Below are 18,895 nucleotides of genomic sequence, written 5' to 3'. Positions count from 1 at the left end.
CATGTCATCATTCTTTTCTGGGCAATGAACCGTGGAAACAAAGGGCTTTTGAGCTTGGGCCAATGCTGACGCTATTTGGCAGGCGCACGATCACAGGCCGGCAAATGGGATCATTTGTCCCTTTTGACGCTCACTTCGTCGGCAAGCATTGCTGACAGGTCGAAGGACAGTTCTGTGTAGGAGTTGTCGTGAGCTACCACGACTTTCAACCTTTCGCCTTCGACACTGAGGCGGTCGATCCAAATGGCGTGCGGGCCGTGGGCGTAGAACCGCTCTGTGGCCGTACCTCGATTGAATGAGCTAAGACCCGCTTCGGGAAGAGGGAGACTTCCTTTGAACGGGACAGAAAGTGTCAGGTCGCCGTCCAAGCCGGTTCGCAAATCGACCGCGTTGATTTGCAATTGGTAAACCTCGTCTTCCTTCTTGCGGACGTACGCTCTGCTCGGGCGAAAAAGCCTCGCCTTTGAAAAGCCGGCAACGTCGGTACGCGGATCGGCATAGAGCCACGCAGAGGGGCTGTGCATCAGGTATTCTCGATACCAGTCAACTTGGAGCACTAGGTCGTCGGCCGCTCTCCCTGGACCCATTATCCCACCGAATACCGGTTCGTATGTCCGCAACCGGACCATGCAGCCCTTCTCGCACGACAGCACGACGCCGCCGGGGACTTTTCGATAGGGCTGACTAATCACGGCGCGCGGCAGTCGGGTCATGCCAGTTATCTCTGCTCCGTCACCGCTGGGTTCGATCTCGTAGATAAGTGCGTGCTCCGGTTGCTCCATACAGCCCGGTTCGGGCTTGAGCGAACGTGCTGCCGCCATGTAAATCCTAGGGCTTCCAAAGCGGTCAGCGTGAGACGCGACGAAAGGCCCGCCAGTGATCCGACCTTGGTATCGGGCGTAAAAAGCCTTGCGAGCGGCGGTCAGCTTGCGGCGTCCTTGCACCTTCGATTGGATTCTCATGCGGAGTTCCTTCCTGTCGACCTTCTCGTTGCCGGGCAGCACCGAACTCTTTGCCGATTGGACGGTCATAGAGTCCAGCCCGAATCGCTCAATGTAGTGCTCGAAGACGCTGGGACCGAAGAAGCCCCGCTCGTACTCCCAAATCGCCGGAATTCGCCAGCGTACTTTTCCGTCAGCAGCAGTCACGCAAATGAGCGGATCGCATTCGCTGGGGAGTACAAGGATCAGGTCATTGTCGTGGGGAGAAGAGACATATGTGAGTCGATCTATCGAATCGCCGTAGGACGACATCGCAAAACCGACACTGCGATTTGCCGGATTGCCGTTGCGGATGATGGCGTCCCACTTTGCTTCGGTTTCTCTGGCCGAAAAGCAACTAACGTGGTAGCCGATCAATTCACGCTGCGGGAAGTCTGGAAACGATTCGTCACGATACACGTCGCTTTCCGAAGAAAGCACCACGACACCCTTGGGTGTGACGAGCAAATGATCTGCGAGCACCAGAGTTTGTGGCTTTTCGTTCGCGTGCTGGCCCAGAAAAATTCTCTGCTGGTGTGTTGATTTGATCGAGGGTTCTGGCAATTTGAACGGATCAAGCCACTCCATCGAATCGAGATCAAGTCGGTGGAATACGCGATTCGATTTAGGATCGTCTGGATCGAGTTTCGCAACGTCACGGTCAGCGACGATGAAGGCGATCCCTTCGGCAGCGTCCAGCCAGCGGAGGCGATAGTCTGCCGGCACACTCGCCTTACGCTGTTTCGGCTTGTCGGAAACGGCAACTTCGATAACGGTGTTGCCCTCAATTCGATAGCCGTGATTGCCAACAACATGAATTGAATGCCAGTCCTTCTCTACGCCAACGCGCCGATAGAGTCGTTCAGTATCTTTCAAAGTCGCTTCGTCTGGCCGGGGGTGAAATTCGTCAGCGGCAGCAATGGCGCCGAACAGCGAAAAGACAGCCAACGCTGCGAGGGTCATTCGGTCCATAGAGCTTTTCCCCGATTCAAAGAGCGTTAGAACGTGATTATACTCTCGCTTCCGCTGTTGTTCAGCAAACCGGTGGCTTCGACGGTGTTGGTGGTTTGGGTTTGAATGCCCGGATCGGTTGAAGTGTTGACGTTTTGAGCTTCAATGGCGTCAAGGTTTGGTGGGGGGCACCAAATCATGCCCTCTTTTGCATTGAGCTCGGCGTGCGGGTTGCCGCCTCCGGACGGCACCAACGCACAGCCACGCAGTCTTTAGCACAGACGCGGCAGACGAATAGACGCTGCGTTGAACTTAATCGATTTGCTTTCCGCTTCGACGGTTGACGTGCGGCGTCGATGGGTGGGGCAAACGCGTGACTCCAGCCCGGAAGGCTGGCGCCCGCTTCGCGAATCCTCCGGCCGCAGGTCGTCAGCGTTTTGGTTCGATCGACGTTTTGATCTCTCGCGGCCCATTGAGTGATCCACAGGCGCATGACTTTCCCGTCACTCGCGTCGTGTGGTCGAAGGTGTTTTTCTTTTATTGAAAGACGAACCCGATCAAACGCACGACGCTCCGTTCCTTGGGAGTCGAGCGCCCACGGATGTTTGAAGTGTACCAATGAGATCAAGACGCCGTTGCCAGCACAACGCTGATGAACTGCGGCCAGTGGATTTGCAAAGCCGACGGTTTGGATGCGGGGCTGTCCGGTCGACATGCCCTGGTGGATGAAGGGTGCCACCGGCAAGTGTGAGCTCGCACTACTATCCAGGGACCAAACGATGACGACAGTTTACAAAAGATTCATTGGGGTTGACGTCGCAAGCCGCAAACTTGATCTCTTCGATTCGGTGGCAAAAGTACATCAAACGATCGATAACACACCGGAAGCAATCAACGCGTGGATCAAACTTCTCCGCCGCAAGCGTGCCAAGACAATCGTGGTGATGGAAGCCACCGGAGGCTACGAAAGCAATCTGGTGGACGCTTTGCACGAAGCCGACACGGATTGTTGCGTGTGCAACCCCGCGCAGGTGCGATCGTTCGCCAAAGGGATCGGACTGATCGAAAAGAACGATCCGATCGACGCCAGAATGATCGCCCGGTTTGGTGAGGTCGTCACGCCAAAGTTGCGTGAGAAACCTTCTCCCGAAGAACGCAAGCTCAAGGCGCTGGTGCATCGACGTGATCAAATTCTCTCGCAACAGTCGGCCGAACGGAACCGCCTTGCCCAAGCCCGCGACGAGGAAGTGCGTGAAGTCATCCAGGAAGCGTTGGACTTCTATAAACGGCAAATCGTGGGGATTGAGAAGAAAATTGCCGCGCTGATCGATGCCAGCCAACCCCTGTCAGAGCGAGCAGCGCTGCTCGCTTCGTGCCCCGGTGTCGGCACCGCAACGGTCGCGATGTTTCTGGCCGAGCTCCCCGAACTAGGCTCGCTCAACCGCGGCCAAATTGCCAAGCTCGTTGGCGTCGCGCCGATCGTCCGTGATAGCGGCCAAAAGGAAGGCAAACGCAGCACGTTTGCCGGTCGCTCCCTGGTCCGCAAAGTGCTTTACATGGCCGCTTTGGTTGCCACGCGACACAATTCGATCATGAAAGCGTTCTACCAACGCCTGCTGGCCAAAGGCAAGCCGCCGAAGGTGGCGATCGTGGCGGTGATGCGAAAGCTCTTGGTAACGCTGAATGTCATGGTGCGCGAAGGAACGCCTTGGCGTGAATCCACTCTCGCGCCTGCGGGATAGGCCTCTGGGGCAACACTGGCATATGTCCGACATGGCAAAGTCCCACATGCATACGTGTCGCATCGGAAGTCACTCACCCCCTTCATACAACAAGACGTTTGGTGAGCCCGTTTCGTTGAGTCCCGAACGAGCGTCAGCCCCCCTCAATACCACCCTGAGCTGAATCTCACCAACCAGAGCCAAAGATGCAAAACCAAGAAAACTTCCGGGCGAGCCATCACTCGCCATTGACAGAAACTAAGACAGCCGATGGCACCAATTGGGTGAGGGCAGGTTCGGCCAGGCCTGGGATAGAGGGCGAATCGGCGTGATGGGAGACGTCATTCGATCGCGGCCTGCAGGAGCGCGAATAGACGATCGACTTCGGCTCGGGTTTCTTCGTCAAGGGTCCACGCGACAGGTTGAATTTGGTGCGCATTGCGGAACAGCCCTCGTTTTTGCATCAAATACTTTTCGATTGCCAAGAAACCGTCCAGGCCGGCTTGGATCTGCAACGCAACGATCGCCACGATGGGCAGAGACAATGCGTACGTGCGTTTCTCGTCACCTGCTTGAAGTGCGTCCCAAAGCGCGACGATTCCGTCTAGCAAATCGGTACCCGGCATGGTCCCAACAATGCCGCGGCGATGACAATCGACAAGGTTGATCCCGCCGGAACCCTCAAAGATCCTGGCTTGACCATCGGTTGCGTCGCGAAGTTTCGAGAGATTGGGACCGAGCGGGCTGGCTTCGGGTTTGAAAAAGATCCGCTGACTGCCAAATCGATTGAGCAATTCGAGATACACGCCCAAGTCGATTGCAGCACCCACGTATCCCGATGCGTCCTGAACCACCAGCGGAATTGAAACACTGCTGGCAATCGCAGAAAAATACTCGCATGTGGCCGTGGCTCCCAGTGTCGTTGCAACCGGTGGGATTGCCATCACGGCAGAAGCGCCCCAATCCTCCGCATGTCGGGCGAAATCAACCGCTCCGGCCGTGCTCTCGGCTCCGACGCTGATGACGATGTCTCCACGACCACTCACCCTTTCGCACACTTGTTCAACAAGCTCACGCCGTCCGCGGTCGCCGAGCCGGAGGATCTCGCTGACCATCGCAACAACGACTCCATCGGCGCCTGTCTCAAACGCCCAGTCGATTTCGCGCTGAAGCGATTCGTGATCCATCTCGCCTTGTTCGGTCAATGGCGTGTGCAGAACGGGAAGAACTCCGTGCAAGGGCTGGCTAGTCGCTGAGGACGTCATGATTCGCTCCGGTCATTGCGTTGATTCAGGATCCATGGGAAACATCGGACGGCGACGATGCTTGTAGGTCAATCGGCTTAGGTCCGCGCAAGTGGCGCCCCGCGTGTTGACTCGAATGAAGGACGAACACACCTCGCGATAGGCTGCAATCGGTGCATTGACGCCCTTGGCGACAAGAATTCGAAACCGCATCGGATCGACTCCACAGCCCTTGAGCTGCTGTAGGCTGAACGGGACCATCCGCCGGGAAGTGAGCATGAGCGTCAATCCATGATCGGTTTCACAAACTGCCGTTCGCCCCTGATCAAAATCCGTGATGCCACCGTGCCGAGGCTTTGATTCGCAAAACTTGCCGTCACAGAGCGAGATCACTTTGACGGTCACGTCGATCGGATCGCCGTGTTGAGCGTCCGTTTTCCCGCCAACACGGAGCCGAATGATCGATCCGACACCTGCTCGATCACAGCAAGCGACTGACTCCGGATCATACAGACAACCAAATGACGGTCCGATTTTCTGAGCATGAATCGCCCCCAGCAATTCCGTCCCATCCGCCGCTGATCCTCCGCCAACGTTGTCCCCCATGTCCAGCAGACAAATCCTGCGTTCTGTTTGTTCGCATTGACGGATCGCTTCGTCGACCGATGTGAATTCGCTACAAAATTGCGTTCTCAACTGCCAAAGCGACGAAGCCAGTTCGTCCGCCAGCTGACTGGCGAGTCGTCTGCGTCCGTCGGTCACGGCAATCGTGGCAGCCCCCATTTCTTCCACGTCGGCGTAGGGAAAGCCAAGCAAAATACTGTTCGAGAGTACGCCCTCCATTTTCAATTGCTCGTTCGCGGCACGATACAGAGCATCCAGCGGCGGTTCTTCGGTGCATTGCTTTTCAATGCTGATCGCCATCGGTGGAAAGCAAGCCGACATGACTGGCGTTATCTCACCGCGCAGCGTTCGCAGGATCATGTTGGCGGCTTCCAAACCTCGTTCACGTTGGTCCAGATGAGGATTGGTGCGGTAGGCGATCAATGCGGTGCAGCTCTCCACCATCAGCGGCGACAAATTTGCATGCGCGTCCAGCGTTCCGATGATCGGCATCTCTGGGCCGACCAGTTGACGCAACTCACTGAGCCAATGGCCGTCGGCGTCCGGGTAGTTTTCGCTAACCGTTGCGCCGTGGGGAGCCACAAGGATTCCATCGAGCGGTTCGCTTTCGCGGACACAATCGAGCAGTTGGCTGACCAGCGAGTCAAATGCCTCAGCGCGGATCGTTCCCGATGGTAACGCTCGCGCGGCAAACAGCGGAACGGCTTCCGCTTTCCCCGCATTGACACTGGCGTCAATACTCTCGTCGAGACCGGCAAAGAAACCACCAACCTCGTGATGGGCATCCGCAAGGGCCGTGCGAATCGATTCGCCTGTTAATAACAGGTTCTGGTGAAACGATTTTAAGGTGGTTGGTTGAAACGAAAACGTGTTCGATTCGTGCAGTAGCGCGATAATACCAATTCGCATCGGAAATCATTGATCAGGCAGCTCAAAGGTCGTCTCGGGTCGTTGGTTACGTTACCATCGTCCGATTCTTCCCTGCTCGTTGCCCATAAAAAAACGCAAGAATGGCCCCAGCACCCAATGAAATCTCGCTCACGGACGTTCGCCAGCAAATGTATTCTGCCGTCATTTGTGATGCGTTGGACTCGATAGGGTACACCAATCAGTCGCCACGCACGCCACTGCGTCAACTTACATCCGGCGAAATGATCGTGGGCCGATGCCGCACCACCCTTTGGGCAGACATGTTCCATGAGGATCCTGCCCCTTACGAATTGGAACTGAAAGCCGTTGACAGTTGTGGGATCGATGATGTGTTGATTGCTGCGGCCGGAGGATCGATGAGATCAGGAATCTGGGGCGAGCTGCTAACCACCGCGGTACTCCATGGCGGCTGTGTTGGTGCCATCGTTGATGGCGCGATTCGTGACGTCGGAAAAATCCGACAGCTGGGCTTTCCCGTCGTCGCTCGTGGCACGTGCTTGTACGACAGTAAGAATCGGCAACGCGTGGTTGATGTGGATGTTCCTGTGGAAATTGACTCCGTCGTGTTTTCTCCGGGGGACTTGGTAATTTCTGATGAAGATGGGATTGTCGTCGTGCCGCAGAAAGTCGAAGCAGAAGTGCTGTCCCTCGCTTGGAATAAAGTGCACGATGAGAACAAAGTCAGAGCCGCGATCGCGGGCGGCATGAAGGCAACCGATGCCTTTCACAAGTACGGCGTGCTGTAAAGAAAGCGAAAGTGACCGCCTTTGATCACAACTGCGTCGACGTCTTGGTCAATTGCCGAACACCGTTTGAGGTGACGACGTAGTTTTCTTCGATCCGAATCCCCGCCCGCAACGATGCGTTGTAGAGCCCCGGCTCGACGGTGAACACATCGCCTTCGGAAAATCGATCGTCCCAACTCGGATTCAAGTGCGGGGCTTCGTGCGGGTACAAACCGACGCCATGACCCAAATGATGAAAGAACGCGTCGGGTTCGTATTCGTCCAGCAACGCTTTCGCTTGAACGAACAATTCTTGACAGGACTGCCCCGGTTTCACAAACGCTTTGACCAAATCAAACACGGTCATGATGACGTCTCTCGCCCTGAGTTGTTCCTCGGTTGGCTGTCCGTTGACGGCAAAGGTGCGGCAGTTGTCGGCGTGGTAACCTCGGTATGCCGGCCCCAGATCCAAAATCATCAACTCGCCTGCTTGTGCGGGACGCGTGCGAGGCGGCCCACCCGGTGAATTGCTTTGGTAATCGTTGCCAAGGGCTGTCAACGGTTCGCCGGCGGTTTGCACGCCGACGCGGTGAAGCTGACAAAAGACTTCCAGCTCGGTGATACCCGGCCGAATGATCTCGCGAGCCTTTTGATACATTGCGTCCGTGCAATCGATCGCGTGCAGCATCATCCCAAGCTCATCGGGTTCCTTTTTGCGTCGCAGGTTCCAAAATGCCGAATCTAAATCGATCGGCTCGGAGTCCAGACTCTGCCTGACGTGCTCCCCGCAAGACGAGAATTCCAACGCCGTTCGCTTGTTTGATTTCTTCACCCGTTGCATCGCAGTTTTCAATTGATCTTGCCGCAACGTGCATCGCCATTGCGCCTCAAAAATTCGAATCTCGTCTGCCGCATGATGCGGTGGCTCTTCGCCGGGTGCAATCAGCGTGCAGCCATCATCAACATCGAGCACCGCGATCGCCCGCATCAACGGGTGGGGGCGAAAACCGGTCAGCCATTGGACATTCTCGGGAGCGACAAGAATCGCACGATCCGCTTTTAGGTCGGCGAGCGCTTCGCAAAGTCTGTGTTGGCGAACACGACAGGATTCGATCGACAATTGCGGCAATTCTTGCATCACGGATTCCTCACCACGCGGTCCAACCGCCATCGACGGTTAAATTCTGGCCAGTAATGTAGCTTCCCGCATCACTGGCCAACAGCAGCAGGGCGCCCTTGAGTTCGTGCGGCAACCCCATTCGCCCCATCGGCGATTTGGCTTTCAGTCGCTCCACCAGTTCCTGTGCGACACCGGGTCCTGGAAACGGGCCTGGGCTCAAGCAGTTGACGCGAACATTGTCTTTTGCCCAATAGACGGCGAGGTGGCGGGTCATGTGGATGATCCCGCCTTTGAGCGTGTGATACGAAACCGGACTCGCCGCGCAAATGCCCTCGTAGGCATCGGGATAGGAACCGACCTGACCGTACATCGACCCAATGTTTACGATGCAGCCCGACGCATTGCGATTGACGACATGGCCGTGGAACTGCCGCGACAGTAGAAACCAACCGGTTGCGTTCGCGAGGACCTGTTGAAACTGGTCGGCGCTCACATCGGTCAAATCATGACCGTCCGCAGCGTGACCGTTGTTGATCAAGATGTCGACCCCGCCCGCTTTCGTAACGGCATCCTCGAAGCCACGACAGACGGACGCTTCGTCGAGTTGATCGAGTACAACAGCATGGTGTTGGCTCCCTTTGTGCGTTGGAAGCGTGCCCCGTGCCTCGTCCGCCTTACTCTGGTCTCGACTGGCGACCACCACGTTGGCCCCCGCTTCCGCCAGCGCCGCAGCCATCGCGTTTCCGAGCCAACCAGAAGCTCCCGTGATGAGAGCCACCCGACCGGTCAGATCGAACAGCTGTTGTATCGTTGTATCATTCATACGATTATTCCGGTGATCGTTCGAGTGCTTTAACGGGTGCTACGGGCATACGTGTTGGTGTCCAGGCTTCAGCCGCCCACTGTCGCTGCGTTTCAGCGACTCGGAATCGCCTAAAGGCTAAACACCAACGGTACGGGCATACGTGTTGGTGTCCAAGCTTCAGCCGCCCACTGTTGCTGCGTCGCAGCGACTCGGAATCGCCTAAAGGCTAAACACCAACGCCACGGGCATACGTGTTGGTGTCCAGGCTTCAGCCGCCCACTGTGAGGTGGTGACCTGATTCCGGGCGCGCCGAAGTCTTATTTTTGACCTGGGTGAGTGGATTCAAATTGTGTAGGTGTCTGGTAGCCAAGACTCGAGTGCTTTCGATCTCGGTTGTAGTAGCCGAAGTAACCTCCCAACTTACGTTCTCCTTCAGTCACAGTCTCGTATTCGGTTATCTCCAGCTCGGTCTTGATCGTTCCGAAACAACTTTCCATGAATGCGTTGTCGTAACAGTCGCCGGCACGGCTCATGCTCTGTCGGATCGAAGAACGCTTCAATATCTGACGAAACCGATTGCCAGCGTACTGGCCGCCGCGATCGCTGTGATGGATTAGGTCTCGACCAGGTTGCCGACTCCTGATCGCATCCTTCAAGCCATCAATGACAAGTTGTTCAGTCATCGTCACATCCAATTTCCACCCGATGATTCGTCGTGAGAATCGGTCCATCACCATCGACAGGTAGGCAAACCTTCGACCCGCGATGGGGATATAGGTGATGTCTGCGACCCAAAGCCTGTTGATGGTGTTGAGTTCGAATGGATCCAACAGCAAATTCGGACTGTATCCCAATCGATGTCGACTTTCGGTTGTTTTTGGTTTGAAGGATTTGGGCTGAATTGCCCTCAATCCCTGTAATTTCATCGCTTCCGCCACCGTCCTTCGGCAGACGACGATGCCGCGATCGGCCAATTCACTGACGATTCGCCGAGCGCCGTAACGTCGCCGATGCTTCCAGAAAATGTCGATAATCATGGGTGAAAGCTCCTCGGTCCGAGTCGGCTCGTCACGTCGACTCACCTGTTGAAATCCGTAGAACGAACTTCGCGAAAGTGATAGAGCGTTACAAACCTCGCTGGCCGATACGTTCGTCGAGTCAATGACTTCTGCTGCGGCGACAAACCGATCAATCAGTCGCTTCGGCTGAAAATAGACAATGCTTTTTTTAAGATGTCACGCTCTCGCTCAACTCGCCGCAGCTCGACCTCCAATTCCTTCACCCGATTGTCAAGCGACGAGGCAACTGGGCCGCTTTGCCGAAGCTGCTCTCGTTTCCAACGGTATAGCAAATTGGTGCCTGATAAACCGAGCCGGTCGACTATCGAGGTCGCCGTGTGCCCGTCGAGCAGCATCTGTACCGCGTCCCGCTTAAATGGATCGGAATACTGACGTCGTGATTTGCTGTTGTCTTTAAGAGGCTTCTTGCTCATTCTGGGGATCTCCTTGGTCGGCCATTCTAAGCCCCAAGCGCGCCCGGAATCAGGTCACCACCTCACTGTCGCTGCGGAGCAGCGACCCGGAATCGCCTAAAGGCTAAACACCAACGCCACGGGCATACGTGTTGGTGTCCAGGCTTTAGCCGCCCACTCTCGCTGCATAGCAGCGACCCGGAATCGCCTAAAGGCTAAACACCAACGGTACGGGCATACGTGTTGGTGTCCAAGCTTCAGCCGCCCACTGTTGCTGCGTCGCAGCGACCCGGAATCGCCTAAAGGCTAAACACCAACGCCACGGGCATACGTGTTGGTGTCCAGGCTTTAGCCGCCCACTCTCGCTGCGGAGCAGCGACCCGGAATCGCCTAAAGGCTAAACACCAACGGTTGCTGTGTGTGAGAAAGCATTAGGATACAGTCTCCCAGGCGTCTGTCTGTCTCGATTTCAGAATCGCCAGCGTTGAACGCAGCGTGGCGACTCCTTCATCGAAGCAGCATAACGGTTCTGCCTTTCCCTCAAGAAGATCCATAAACGCATTCGCCTGAAGAATATAAAAATCATCGCGTTGATGGTCGAACGCTTGCTGCAACGTCCAATCGCCTCCGATTTCATCGGCCAAGAACCATCGATGTCCATTGAGTTCCCATCGAGCGGCGCCGCGCTGGCACAAGACGGTCATGACGGATTCGTTCACAGGCTGATGTTGATTCGTCGTCAAACTCGCCAAGACGTCTCCGTGCCGGGAAAGAACATTGACGGTGTCTTCTACTTCTACCCCGGGAAGAACCTGGTGCGCTGCATCGACGACGACCTTTGTAGCCGGTCCGGCAATCCACTCCACCGCGTTCAAAAAATGCGGCAGCATGTCCTGGATCAGTCCGCCACCTTGCGCAGCGTCGGCGTAATAGATCTTGCGATAGGCTGGACGATAAAACGGAAAGTGTTGTCCGGATTGAACTTGGACTTGTACGATCCGTCCCAGCTTTCCAGACCGGATCACCGCACGCATCTGCTGCAGCGCCGGAAGAGAGCGATAAACGAACCCGATCGAGACGCGAGTTCCATGATGCTTGATGGAATCCGACAACTGAGAGACGCCATCGGTATTCAGGCTCAAGGGTTTCTCGATCAGCAGGTGAACTCCGCGATCGGTGAGGGCTTGGGCTGTCGGGATGTGCCAGGGTGCCGGAGAAGCGATGACGGCGGCGGAGAAACGCTCGTCCGCCAACGCCTGCTCCCAAGACTCGTACCCGTTGACAGCGTATCGCTCAGCCACTTCGTTGCGTCGATCGCTTAACGGCTCGCAAAACCCCACGTGGCAGCGCCCGGTTGACTGGAAGCAACGCAGGTGTCGCTCGCCGATGGATCCGACGCCGATGATCAGAATACGAGGTTGGTCGGTCATGACTGCAGATGTGTATCCTTTCTGTCCTTCACGCTAGGCAAGAACCACCGCGTGGGCGCCTTTCTCTATAGTGTACGATAATCCCACCACACCTGCGTCAAGACCTCACATGATCACAGACATTCACAGCCACGCATGGCCATTTCCTGATGCGTTCAGCGAAGACTTCATTCGCCAAGCGTCCGCGGCGAAGGCCGGGGAAACCGTCGACCTGACGATTCGTTTGGATGACTACCGCGATGCCGCGCCCCCAGGGACGCGTACCGTTGTCTTTGGTGGGAAAGCGCGATTGAGTGGTTTGTGGGTTGATGATAAGTATATCGCGGACTACGTCGCACAAGATCCGGAGCGTCTTACCGGATACCTTTCCATCGACCCAACCCAAGCGGGATGGGAAGACGAAATGCGGCACGGACACGAGCAACTGGGGCTTTGTGGTGTCAAGCTTCTGCCGATGTACGCGGGCTTCGGCGTCGACGACGATCGGCTGGAACCGCTCTGGAAATACGTCGAAGAAAAGCGGCTGCCGGTATTGCTGCACACCGGAACCACCTTTGTCCGCCAAGCACCGTTGAAATACACGTTGCCTCGATTGATCGACCCCGTTGCGACGCGACACCCCGAGATTCAGTTCGTTCTGGCGCACCTCAGTCATCCGTACGAGGGTGAGTGCGTGGCGACCATTCGAAAGCACCCCAATGTGTTTGCCGACATCAGTGCGCTGCACTATCGACCGTGGCAACTTTACAACAGCCTGATGCTGGTCCAGGAGTACGGCGTTTGGAACAAGCTGTTGTTTGGCTCCGACTACCCGTTCACGACGGTCAACGAATCGATCTCGGGATTGAGAAAACTAAACGAGATGGTGGCGGGAACGAATCTGCCCACATTGAATGAACAGGAAATCGAGAAGTTGATTTTCCGTGATGGGTTCGAAATCCTTGGGATTTCCTAATTCGACTCTCAATCCTCGGCGAACATCGCGTCCGCGTTAACGACCGGACACTCCGCATCGGCATTCATTGCGTCGATCGATGACGAGTCTTTGAAACCGCTTCCGGTGACCAGGCAGACCACGGGCAAATCAAGATCCAGCTCGCCCCGTCTGGCTGCTTTGAGTGCCCCCGCGAGCGCCACCGCACCGGCCGGTTCACTAAAGATCCCTTCGGCACGCGCGAGGAGCTTTTGGGCATCGAAAATCTCTTGATCCGAAACGGTGTGCCCCGTGCCGCCGGATTCTCGGCAAGCGGCAATGACCTCGTTGCCATCAATCACGTTGGCGACTTGCAGCCCGCTGACCTTCGTGCTGCAGCGAACGCTGCGCGCCTCGTCGCTGCCTTCGCGAAGTGCGCCGGCGATCGTGTCGTTTCCTTCGGGTTGCACGCAGTGGACCGATGCAAGTCCGCTCGCTTTGGCAAACCCGCGAGCCACTGCAAGTGTGAGCCCACCGCCGCCCGCCGGGCAAAAAACGCTTCCAGTTTGGCTAGGCACCTGACCCTGCAATTCAAATGCGATGCTCTCCACTCCCTGCATTCCGAGCGGACTGTAGCGAAACGCGCTGATCTGTAGGGCGAAACCTGGTTGCCGAGATTTCGCTTCGAGTTGTTCGAAAACACATCCTGTCACACTCGCATCGGTGCCAAACTCTCGAACCCGCTGGATTTCCGCTCCGTAAGCCAACATCTGTTGCAGCTTGGCCGATGGTGCCGATTCGACCACTGCGATTCGACATCGAATCTTCGCCGCGGCGCAGTACGCTGCCAGAGCCGCGCCAGTGTTTCCACTCGACGTGGCCAAACATGTGTGTTGACCATTCGCCAACATGTGGCTGACAGCCAGGGCGGCAAATCGGTCTTTGTAAGACCCGCTGGGATTCACCGTCTCAAGTTTAAAAAAGAGATTACGAATCCCAAATTCAGCGCCGATACTCCTCGAACGAATGCAAGGCGTCTGCCCCTCACCGAGCGAGAGACAGTTCTCCTCGGGAATCGATGGGGCATACCGATCCATCCATTGCCACACACTCATGACTGCTCTCCAGTTTCCACGATGACGGCTACGGAGTCGCCTTCATTGATTCTCGGATACTCGCGCAACATGACAACGGTCCCGTCCTGTTCAGCGACCACCGCATGCTTCTCACCTCCGAACAGCGATTCGATCTCGGCAAGCAACTCGCCGCATGAGACTCTTTGGCCGAGCTTTACCTTAAGAGTCAAGAACCCTCCGGTGGGCGCCGGATGGCTGACTTGCATGTGCCCCGAACCGACGCGCCAGTCTTCGGCCACTTGCTGGTCGTCGCACCTCTGGATCGCTCCCGGCAGCATCTCAAAGTGCCGCATCACGTTCAGACATCCAGTGAGAAGCGGGTGATTGATTCCCGCTGAAGCAAACGCACCGCCTGACAGTTCCGAAAGCTCACGATGCGCACCGAGATACTCGATGTAGATGGCAGGAACGCCGGCATCACGCGCCACCGAAAGGGACCGCCCTTGCAACTCCGCCGACGTGCCCCAGACGAATGGCAGCCCAAAAACGCACGCCACCTTACGCTGCCGCTGTAGAATCGCTGAATTTGCGTGGAGCATGTAACCGGCCAACGGCAAGACGCACAACTCCGTTCCTCCCGAATGCAAATCGATGTAGAAATCCGCTTCGGCGATCTGACGACTCAACGCATAGGCGACTCGCTCGGTCACAGTTCCGTCTTGCCGTCCCGGACAAGTGCGTGCAAGGTCCCGACCGTCATCGCCGACGCGGCGTCCGGCGTGGTACGCCGAACGATTGACAACCGGGATTAATGTCAACGTGCCGCGCAGCTCTCGCCTAAGTCTGTCATCCGAATCGAACCTGCGAATCAGTTCGCCCACGGCAAGCATCGGCAAATACTCATCACCGTGAACCCCCGCGGTGATCAACAGATTCGGCCCGACATGATTTCCGCCAAAGCGACAAAACTCCAGCTGGATCGCTTCGTTCATGCTCACAACGGATCAGCTTCCTGTGGCTCATCGTCGGCTCGCATGTCCTTGAACCGGAATCCGCCGTCGACCGGAAGCACGACTCCGGTGATGTAGTCGGCGGCTTCGGAAACCAAAAACGCAGCGGCGCGACCGATGTCCGACGGCGTTCCGATGCGTCCCCAAGGCAAGGTGGGGCCTCGTGCTTCGATGACTTCCTTGGTAAATGTCTTTCGTTCGGTAGGTGTGTCGATCCAGCCGGGCGCAATCGCGTTGACGTTGATGCGATGCGGGAACAGTTCCACCGCGATACTCCGGGTCAGCTGATTCAGAGCAGCCTTGGCCGATCCGTAGGGGCCATTGCGTTCAAACGGCATCTCGCCAACGACGCTGCTGACAAACAGGATCTTTCCCGAGATCTCACGTTCAACCATGTGGCGTGCGACCGCTTGGCTGATACGAAACCCCGATTTGAACGTCGCGTCGATCACCTTGTCGAATTCGTCAGCGGGAAACTCCAGAAAGCCGCATCGCTTTCCGTAGGCCGGGTTGCTGACCAAGATGTCGATTGTGCCGGCAAGTTCGATCGCCTGACGAACCAGCAATTCACAACCGGCTGCGGAAAAAACATCGGCTTCAACCGTCCAACATTTTCTTCCCAACGCACGAATCTCTTCGGCGGTCTTGGCGAGTTCGTCGCTGCCAGGTCGGTCATTGAGAATCAGGTCGGCACCGGCGTGAGCCAGCTCTACGGCGCAGCCTTTTCCAATACCGCAGCCTGCCCCGGTGACGAGCGCGCGTTTTCCGTCCAGGCGAATAAGATCAAACAAGCTCATCGTCGTTCCGAACTGGTCTGGGGTTGACGGTCAAGTGCAAGGAGGGCACCCGCTGCACGAATCCGCGCATCGAGGTTTTCGTCATCAAGTTGGCGGATCAGAAATGGAGCGGCGTCTGCCATCCCCGACTCACCCGCGAAGACGGCTGCATAGGTTCGAATCGATGAATCGGTTGACTGTAGGTTTCGCATCAGGACTTCCCGACCTTGTGGATCCCCCAGTGCAGCCAGCGCGTGCTGCAGAAAGGCTTGGGCCAAAGCGTCGTCATTCGCATCTTCAAGGCGGGAGCGAATCAGACCGCAGTCTTTCGGTTCGCCGATCCTGCCCAGAATCCACGCGGCGAGTCGAAAGAGGGCTGGGTCCTTCTCGTCGCGAAGTGTTTGCCGCAGAAACTCAAACGACTCATCGCGATTAGGCCCTTGATCGTACTTGGCCAGAGCAGCCGCGGCCATGATTCGTACCCGGATGTCACTGCTGTTGGCAAACGCCTTTTGCAAGTCAGTGCCATCGCCCGGCCAGCCGACTTTATACAGACTTTCGGCAGCGTGCACGTGACCGTGGGGACTGTTCTTTCGCAGGATATCCAAGAGCAGCGTGCTTTTCTTTTGGTCTCCCGCGCGGGCCAATTCCCTCGCCAATCCACATCGCCGTTGATCGTCCGTTTCGGTGTCAAGTTTTGGCAAGAGGTGCTTGCGAACCTCCTGCGTTTGTCCGGCAAACGTCAGCGATTCGGCTGCATGCATCGCAGGCCAAAACTCATCGCCGGTCAAACCTTGGCGAAGCACCGCAACGCACTTTTGCCGTAACGTCGGAGTCAATTCCCATCCCTGATCGGCTCGTGCGGTCACCGATGAAGCGACAGCCAGAAGGATGGCGACAAGTTTTCTTCGATTCATGCGGTCGTCTTCTTTGTGAACAACTTACTTCTTTGCGAACAACTTACAGGCGACAAGCCCGACCGTCACACCCACGATCAATGCGGCGGGCGAAATCCATTGAAAACTGACGGGGTCCGGGGCAGCGTCCGAAACCTTTCCGAAAATCACACCCGAAAACGCAATCAAAACTGCCACGGTGACGCTTGCGATGGTCGCGATCCAAACCCCTTTTGCGTTGGCAAAAGGAACGAACAAGGCAAAGAAAAACAACAACGCAATCGGCACGGTCAGCAAGTTCACGGTCTTGTTTGTCACCGCCATAAAATTGCCGGGGATGTAACCAATGAACGAACTGAGCGAGACGACTACGCCACCGATGACGATCGCCAACAGGCGAGCCATTTTCAGTTGTTTTGCGTGCGTCTCAGGTTTGCGATCAAAACGCTCTAGAAAATCGGTCATCACCACTGCCGTGATGGAGTTTACACCCGAGTCGATACTCGACATCGCAGCCGCAAAAAGTCCTGACACGACCAGACCGGTGACGACTGGCGGAAGGTGAGCGGCAATGAAATGCGGAAAAACAGTGTCCGCCTGCGCCTTCAACGTGCCTTCGCCTGGCAGCATCCCCGTGTTGGCCTGAAAGAAACCGAGCAACGCGATGCCGACGAGCCCCAGCGTCGCCCCGACGACAACGGAGACGATCAACTGCATTCCCATTGCAAAGCGAGCGGATCTTGCGTCCTCTGTCGCCATGAAACGCTGCACAGAAACCTGGTCTCCCATCGAAGTGCAGACCATCCAGAGGAAGACCGAGACGATCGATCCGACCACCGTTACCCGAGTCGCCGGATCAAAACTAAAGATCGGTTGTTCATCCCAAATGTCCGTTGGCCATTGGGTTGGAAACCAGCTGAAACCGCCCATCTGCCAACTAACCGTTCCGATCACGAGCAACGCTCCCCCGTAAAGCAAAACGGTCTGCATCAGGTCCGTGATCACGACCGCACGCAGTCCTCCCAAAGAGGTGTACGTGACCGCAAAGATGCCCGTCACCAGAACAATCCAAGGCACCATTTCATCGCCAACGCCGATCATGACCGCGATCGCCTTGGCCGTCAGAAACACCAGCAGCGACATCCAAACCAGTCGCAACGTCAGAAACAGGATTCCACCGAGTAGTCGGACGCTCAGCCCAAGCCGATCTTCCAGCAACGCATACGCGCTGGTGACGCGTTGCCGCATGTAAACCGGCAAGATGACGAATCCCAACACGAGATAAACAAACGGGTACGCGATGTAGTTGCTCAGGAAGATCGGCCCCTTGCCGAGGACCTCACCGGGAATCGCAAGGTAGCTGATCGTGCTCAACAACGTCGCAAACAACGACACGCCGATCAGAACCGGATTCATCTTCCCCGATCCGACAAAGTACTCGCTCGTGTCCTGCTGATTTCTGCTGAAGTACCATCCCAATCCGATCGTGGAAACGGCGTACAGAAACAGAATTATCCAGTCGATCGGGGTCATGGTGGAAAGAGCTGGTGCGTAGAATTGCGCGCGGTGGGAGCTTGGCGGGAAAGCACATCATAGGCAGTTCGCAAAGCGTCTGTGACCTTTCACGCGATTCAGACGCGGCTAAACTTCTCTTTTTCACTTCACCAACCATTGGAACTGAATCAACGATGAGCGCACAAGAAAAGGCCGTCAAACTGGGAGTATCCTTGGAACCCCAAGAGCCTGGCTATCTGAATCTCTGTATTCGATCGGGCAATCAGCTGATCACGTCGGGTCACGTCAGCGACATGAAAGGCGTGCTTGGGAAAGACTTGACGGTCGAACAAGGCTACGAAGCGGCGAAGGACTGCATGAAGAAAATCCTGCGCAGCGTCCATGCCGCACACGGCACACTCGACAATCTCCGCGTCATCAAGCTACTCGGAATGGTCTACTCGGCGCCAGATTTCACCGACCAGCACCTCGTCATCAACGGCGCATCGGACCTCGTCCATGAAATCTACGGAAAGGACACGGACGGGTATCACGCACGCAGCGCCGTCGGTTTTGCCGCTTTACCGACAGGCGTCGCGGTCGAGGTTGAAGCGATCTTCGAAATCAAGGAATGATCTGGCGATTCTGCGCCGGGCTTTCGAATCAATGAAGGCCGGCTCTAAACCGTCGCGTTGTCGCATTACCCGTCAACGCCGCTTGCGTTTCTTT

At 56.4% G+C, this 18,895-nt stretch carries 18 protein-coding genes; 4 read left to right on the top strand and 14 right to left on the bottom strand.

Features of this window, described 5'->3' with window-relative positions:
* Positions 1-110: 110 nt before the first annotated feature.
* Both TBK1r_RS12640 and TBK1r_RS38555 read right to left on the bottom strand, forming a co-directional pair.
* Positions 111-1,952 (bottom strand): hypothetical protein, encoded by a 1,842-nt coding sequence (locus TBK1r_RS12640; protein WP_145210867.1) that lies wholly within the window; start codon positions 1,950-1,952, stop codon positions 111-113.
* Positions 1,953-1,978: 26 nt separating this feature from the next.
* A complete protein-coding gene (locus tag TBK1r_RS38555) occupies positions 1,979-2,131 on the bottom strand; it encodes a hypothetical protein (RefSeq protein WP_419581283.1) in 153 nt (50 codons plus the stop codon).
* A gap of 579 nt (positions 2,132-2,710) precedes the next feature.
* Between TBK1r_RS38555 and TBK1r_RS12635 the strand changes: the two genes are divergently transcribed.
* A complete protein-coding gene (locus TBK1r_RS12635; protein WP_145210537.1) occupies positions 2,711-3,673 on the top strand; it encodes an IS110 family RNA-guided transposase in 963 nt (320 codons plus the stop codon).
* Between the two features lie 320 nt (positions 3,674-3,993).
* On the opposite strand, the gene TBK1r_RS12630 is transcribed toward TBK1r_RS12635, so the two are convergent.
* Both TBK1r_RS12630 and TBK1r_RS12625 read right to left on the bottom strand, forming a co-directional pair.
* Complete coding sequence (locus tag TBK1r_RS12630; RefSeq protein WP_145210860.1) at positions 3,994-4,917, bottom strand: dihydrodipicolinate synthase family protein; 924 nt, start codon at positions 4,915-4,917, stop codon at positions 3,994-3,996.
* A 12-nt stretch (positions 4,918-4,929) separates the two neighbouring features.
* Positions 4,930-6,429: a M81 family metallopeptidase gene (locus TBK1r_RS12625; RefSeq protein WP_145210858.1), complete on the bottom strand. Its 1,500-nt coding sequence runs from the start codon at positions 6,427-6,429 to the stop codon at positions 4,930-4,932.
* Positions 6,430-6,530: 101 nt separating this feature from the next.
* On the opposite strand from TBK1r_RS12625, the gene TBK1r_RS12620 reads away from it, so the two are divergent.
* Positions 6,531-7,196 (top strand): RraA family protein, encoded by a 666-nt coding sequence (locus tag TBK1r_RS12620; protein ID WP_145210855.1) that lies wholly within the window; start codon positions 6,531-6,533, stop codon positions 7,194-7,196.
* A gap of 25 nt (positions 7,197-7,221) precedes the next feature.
* Here TBK1r_RS12620 and TBK1r_RS12615 read toward each other — a convergent pair whose 3' ends face one another.
* The 5 genes from TBK1r_RS12615 to TBK1r_RS12595 form a co-directional block, all read right to left on the bottom strand.
* Entirely contained in the window at positions 7,222-8,313 is a 1,092-nt protein-coding gene (locus TBK1r_RS12615; RefSeq protein WP_145210852.1) for a M24 family metallopeptidase, read from the bottom strand.
* A gap of 10 nt (positions 8,314-8,323) precedes the next feature.
* Positions 8,324-9,118, bottom strand: coding sequence for an SDR family oxidoreductase (locus TBK1r_RS12610; RefSeq protein WP_145210849.1), 795 nt, complete (start codon positions 9,116-9,118; stop codon positions 8,324-8,326).
* Between the two features lie 299 nt (positions 9,119-9,417).
* Complete coding sequence (locus TBK1r_RS12605) at positions 9,418-10,263, bottom strand: IS3 family transposase (protein WP_419581532.1); 846 nt, start codon at positions 10,261-10,263, stop codon at positions 9,418-9,420.
* 29 nt (positions 10,264-10,292) lie between these two features.
* Positions 10,293-10,592: a transposase gene (locus TBK1r_RS12600; protein ID WP_419580593.1), complete on the bottom strand. Its 300-nt coding sequence runs from the start codon at positions 10,590-10,592 to the stop codon at positions 10,293-10,295.
* A gap of 410 nt (positions 10,593-11,002) precedes the next feature.
* Positions 11,003-12,001: a Gfo/Idh/MocA family protein gene (locus TBK1r_RS12595; RefSeq protein WP_145210846.1), complete on the bottom strand. Its 999-nt coding sequence runs from the start codon at positions 11,999-12,001 to the stop codon at positions 11,003-11,005.
* A gap of 109 nt (positions 12,002-12,110) precedes the next feature.
* Here TBK1r_RS12595 and TBK1r_RS12590 point away from each other — a divergent pair, with 109 nt between their 5' ends.
* Entirely contained in the window at positions 12,111-12,956 is an 846-nt protein-coding gene (locus TBK1r_RS12590; RefSeq protein ID WP_145210843.1) for an amidohydrolase family protein, read from the top strand.
* A gap of 8 nt (positions 12,957-12,964) precedes the next feature.
* Here the strand turns inward: TBK1r_RS12590 and TBK1r_RS12585 are convergent, their stop codons facing one another.
* Genes TBK1r_RS12585 through TBK1r_RS12565 form a run of 5 tightly spaced genes read right to left on the bottom strand, consistent with a single transcriptional unit; the run spans position 12,965 to position 18,205 of the window.
* A complete protein-coding gene (locus tag TBK1r_RS12585; RefSeq protein ID WP_419581282.1) occupies positions 12,965-14,029 on the bottom strand; it encodes a pyridoxal-phosphate dependent enzyme in 1,065 nt (354 codons plus the stop codon).
* The gene (locus TBK1r_RS12580; protein WP_419581281.1) at positions 14,026-14,982 is read right to left on the bottom strand and encodes a succinylglutamate desuccinylase/aspartoacylase family protein; all 957 of its coding nucleotides are present in this window, start codon (positions 14,980-14,982) and stop codon (positions 14,026-14,028) included. Before TBK1r_RS12580 ends, TBK1r_RS12585 begins: the two co-directional genes overlap by 4 nt.
* A gap of 2 nt (positions 14,983-14,984) precedes the next feature.
* Positions 14,985-15,797 (bottom strand): SDR family NAD(P)-dependent oxidoreductase, encoded by an 813-nt coding sequence (locus TBK1r_RS12575; protein WP_419581280.1) that lies wholly within the window; start codon positions 15,795-15,797, stop codon positions 14,985-14,987.
* Positions 15,794-16,693: a HEAT repeat domain-containing protein gene (locus tag TBK1r_RS12570; protein ID WP_145210837.1), complete on the bottom strand. Its 900-nt coding sequence runs from the start codon at positions 16,691-16,693 to the stop codon at positions 15,794-15,796. Before TBK1r_RS12570 ends, TBK1r_RS12575 begins: the two co-directional genes overlap by 4 nt.
* A 24-nt stretch (positions 16,694-16,717) precedes the next feature.
* A complete protein-coding gene (locus TBK1r_RS12565) occupies positions 16,718-18,205 on the bottom strand; it encodes a sodium:solute symporter family transporter (protein ID WP_145210835.1) in 1,488 nt (495 codons plus the stop codon).
* A 155-nt stretch (positions 18,206-18,360) separates the two neighbouring features.
* Here TBK1r_RS12565 and TBK1r_RS12560 point away from each other — a divergent pair, with 155 nt between their 5' ends.
* Complete coding sequence (locus TBK1r_RS12560) at positions 18,361-18,801, top strand: RidA family protein (RefSeq protein WP_145210832.1); 441 nt, start codon at positions 18,361-18,363, stop codon at positions 18,799-18,801.
* The last annotated feature ends 94 nt before the right edge of the window (positions 18,802-18,895 follow it).

This window comes from Stieleria magnilauensis (genome assembly GCA_007753675.1).
GTDB classification, from domain to species: domain Bacteria; phylum Planctomycetota; class Planctomycetia; order Pirellulales; family Pirellulaceae; genus Stieleria; species Stieleria magnilauensis.
The sequence above is the reverse complement of the archived record's forward strand: the minus strand, read 5'-3'. Positions and strand labels throughout refer to the sequence as shown.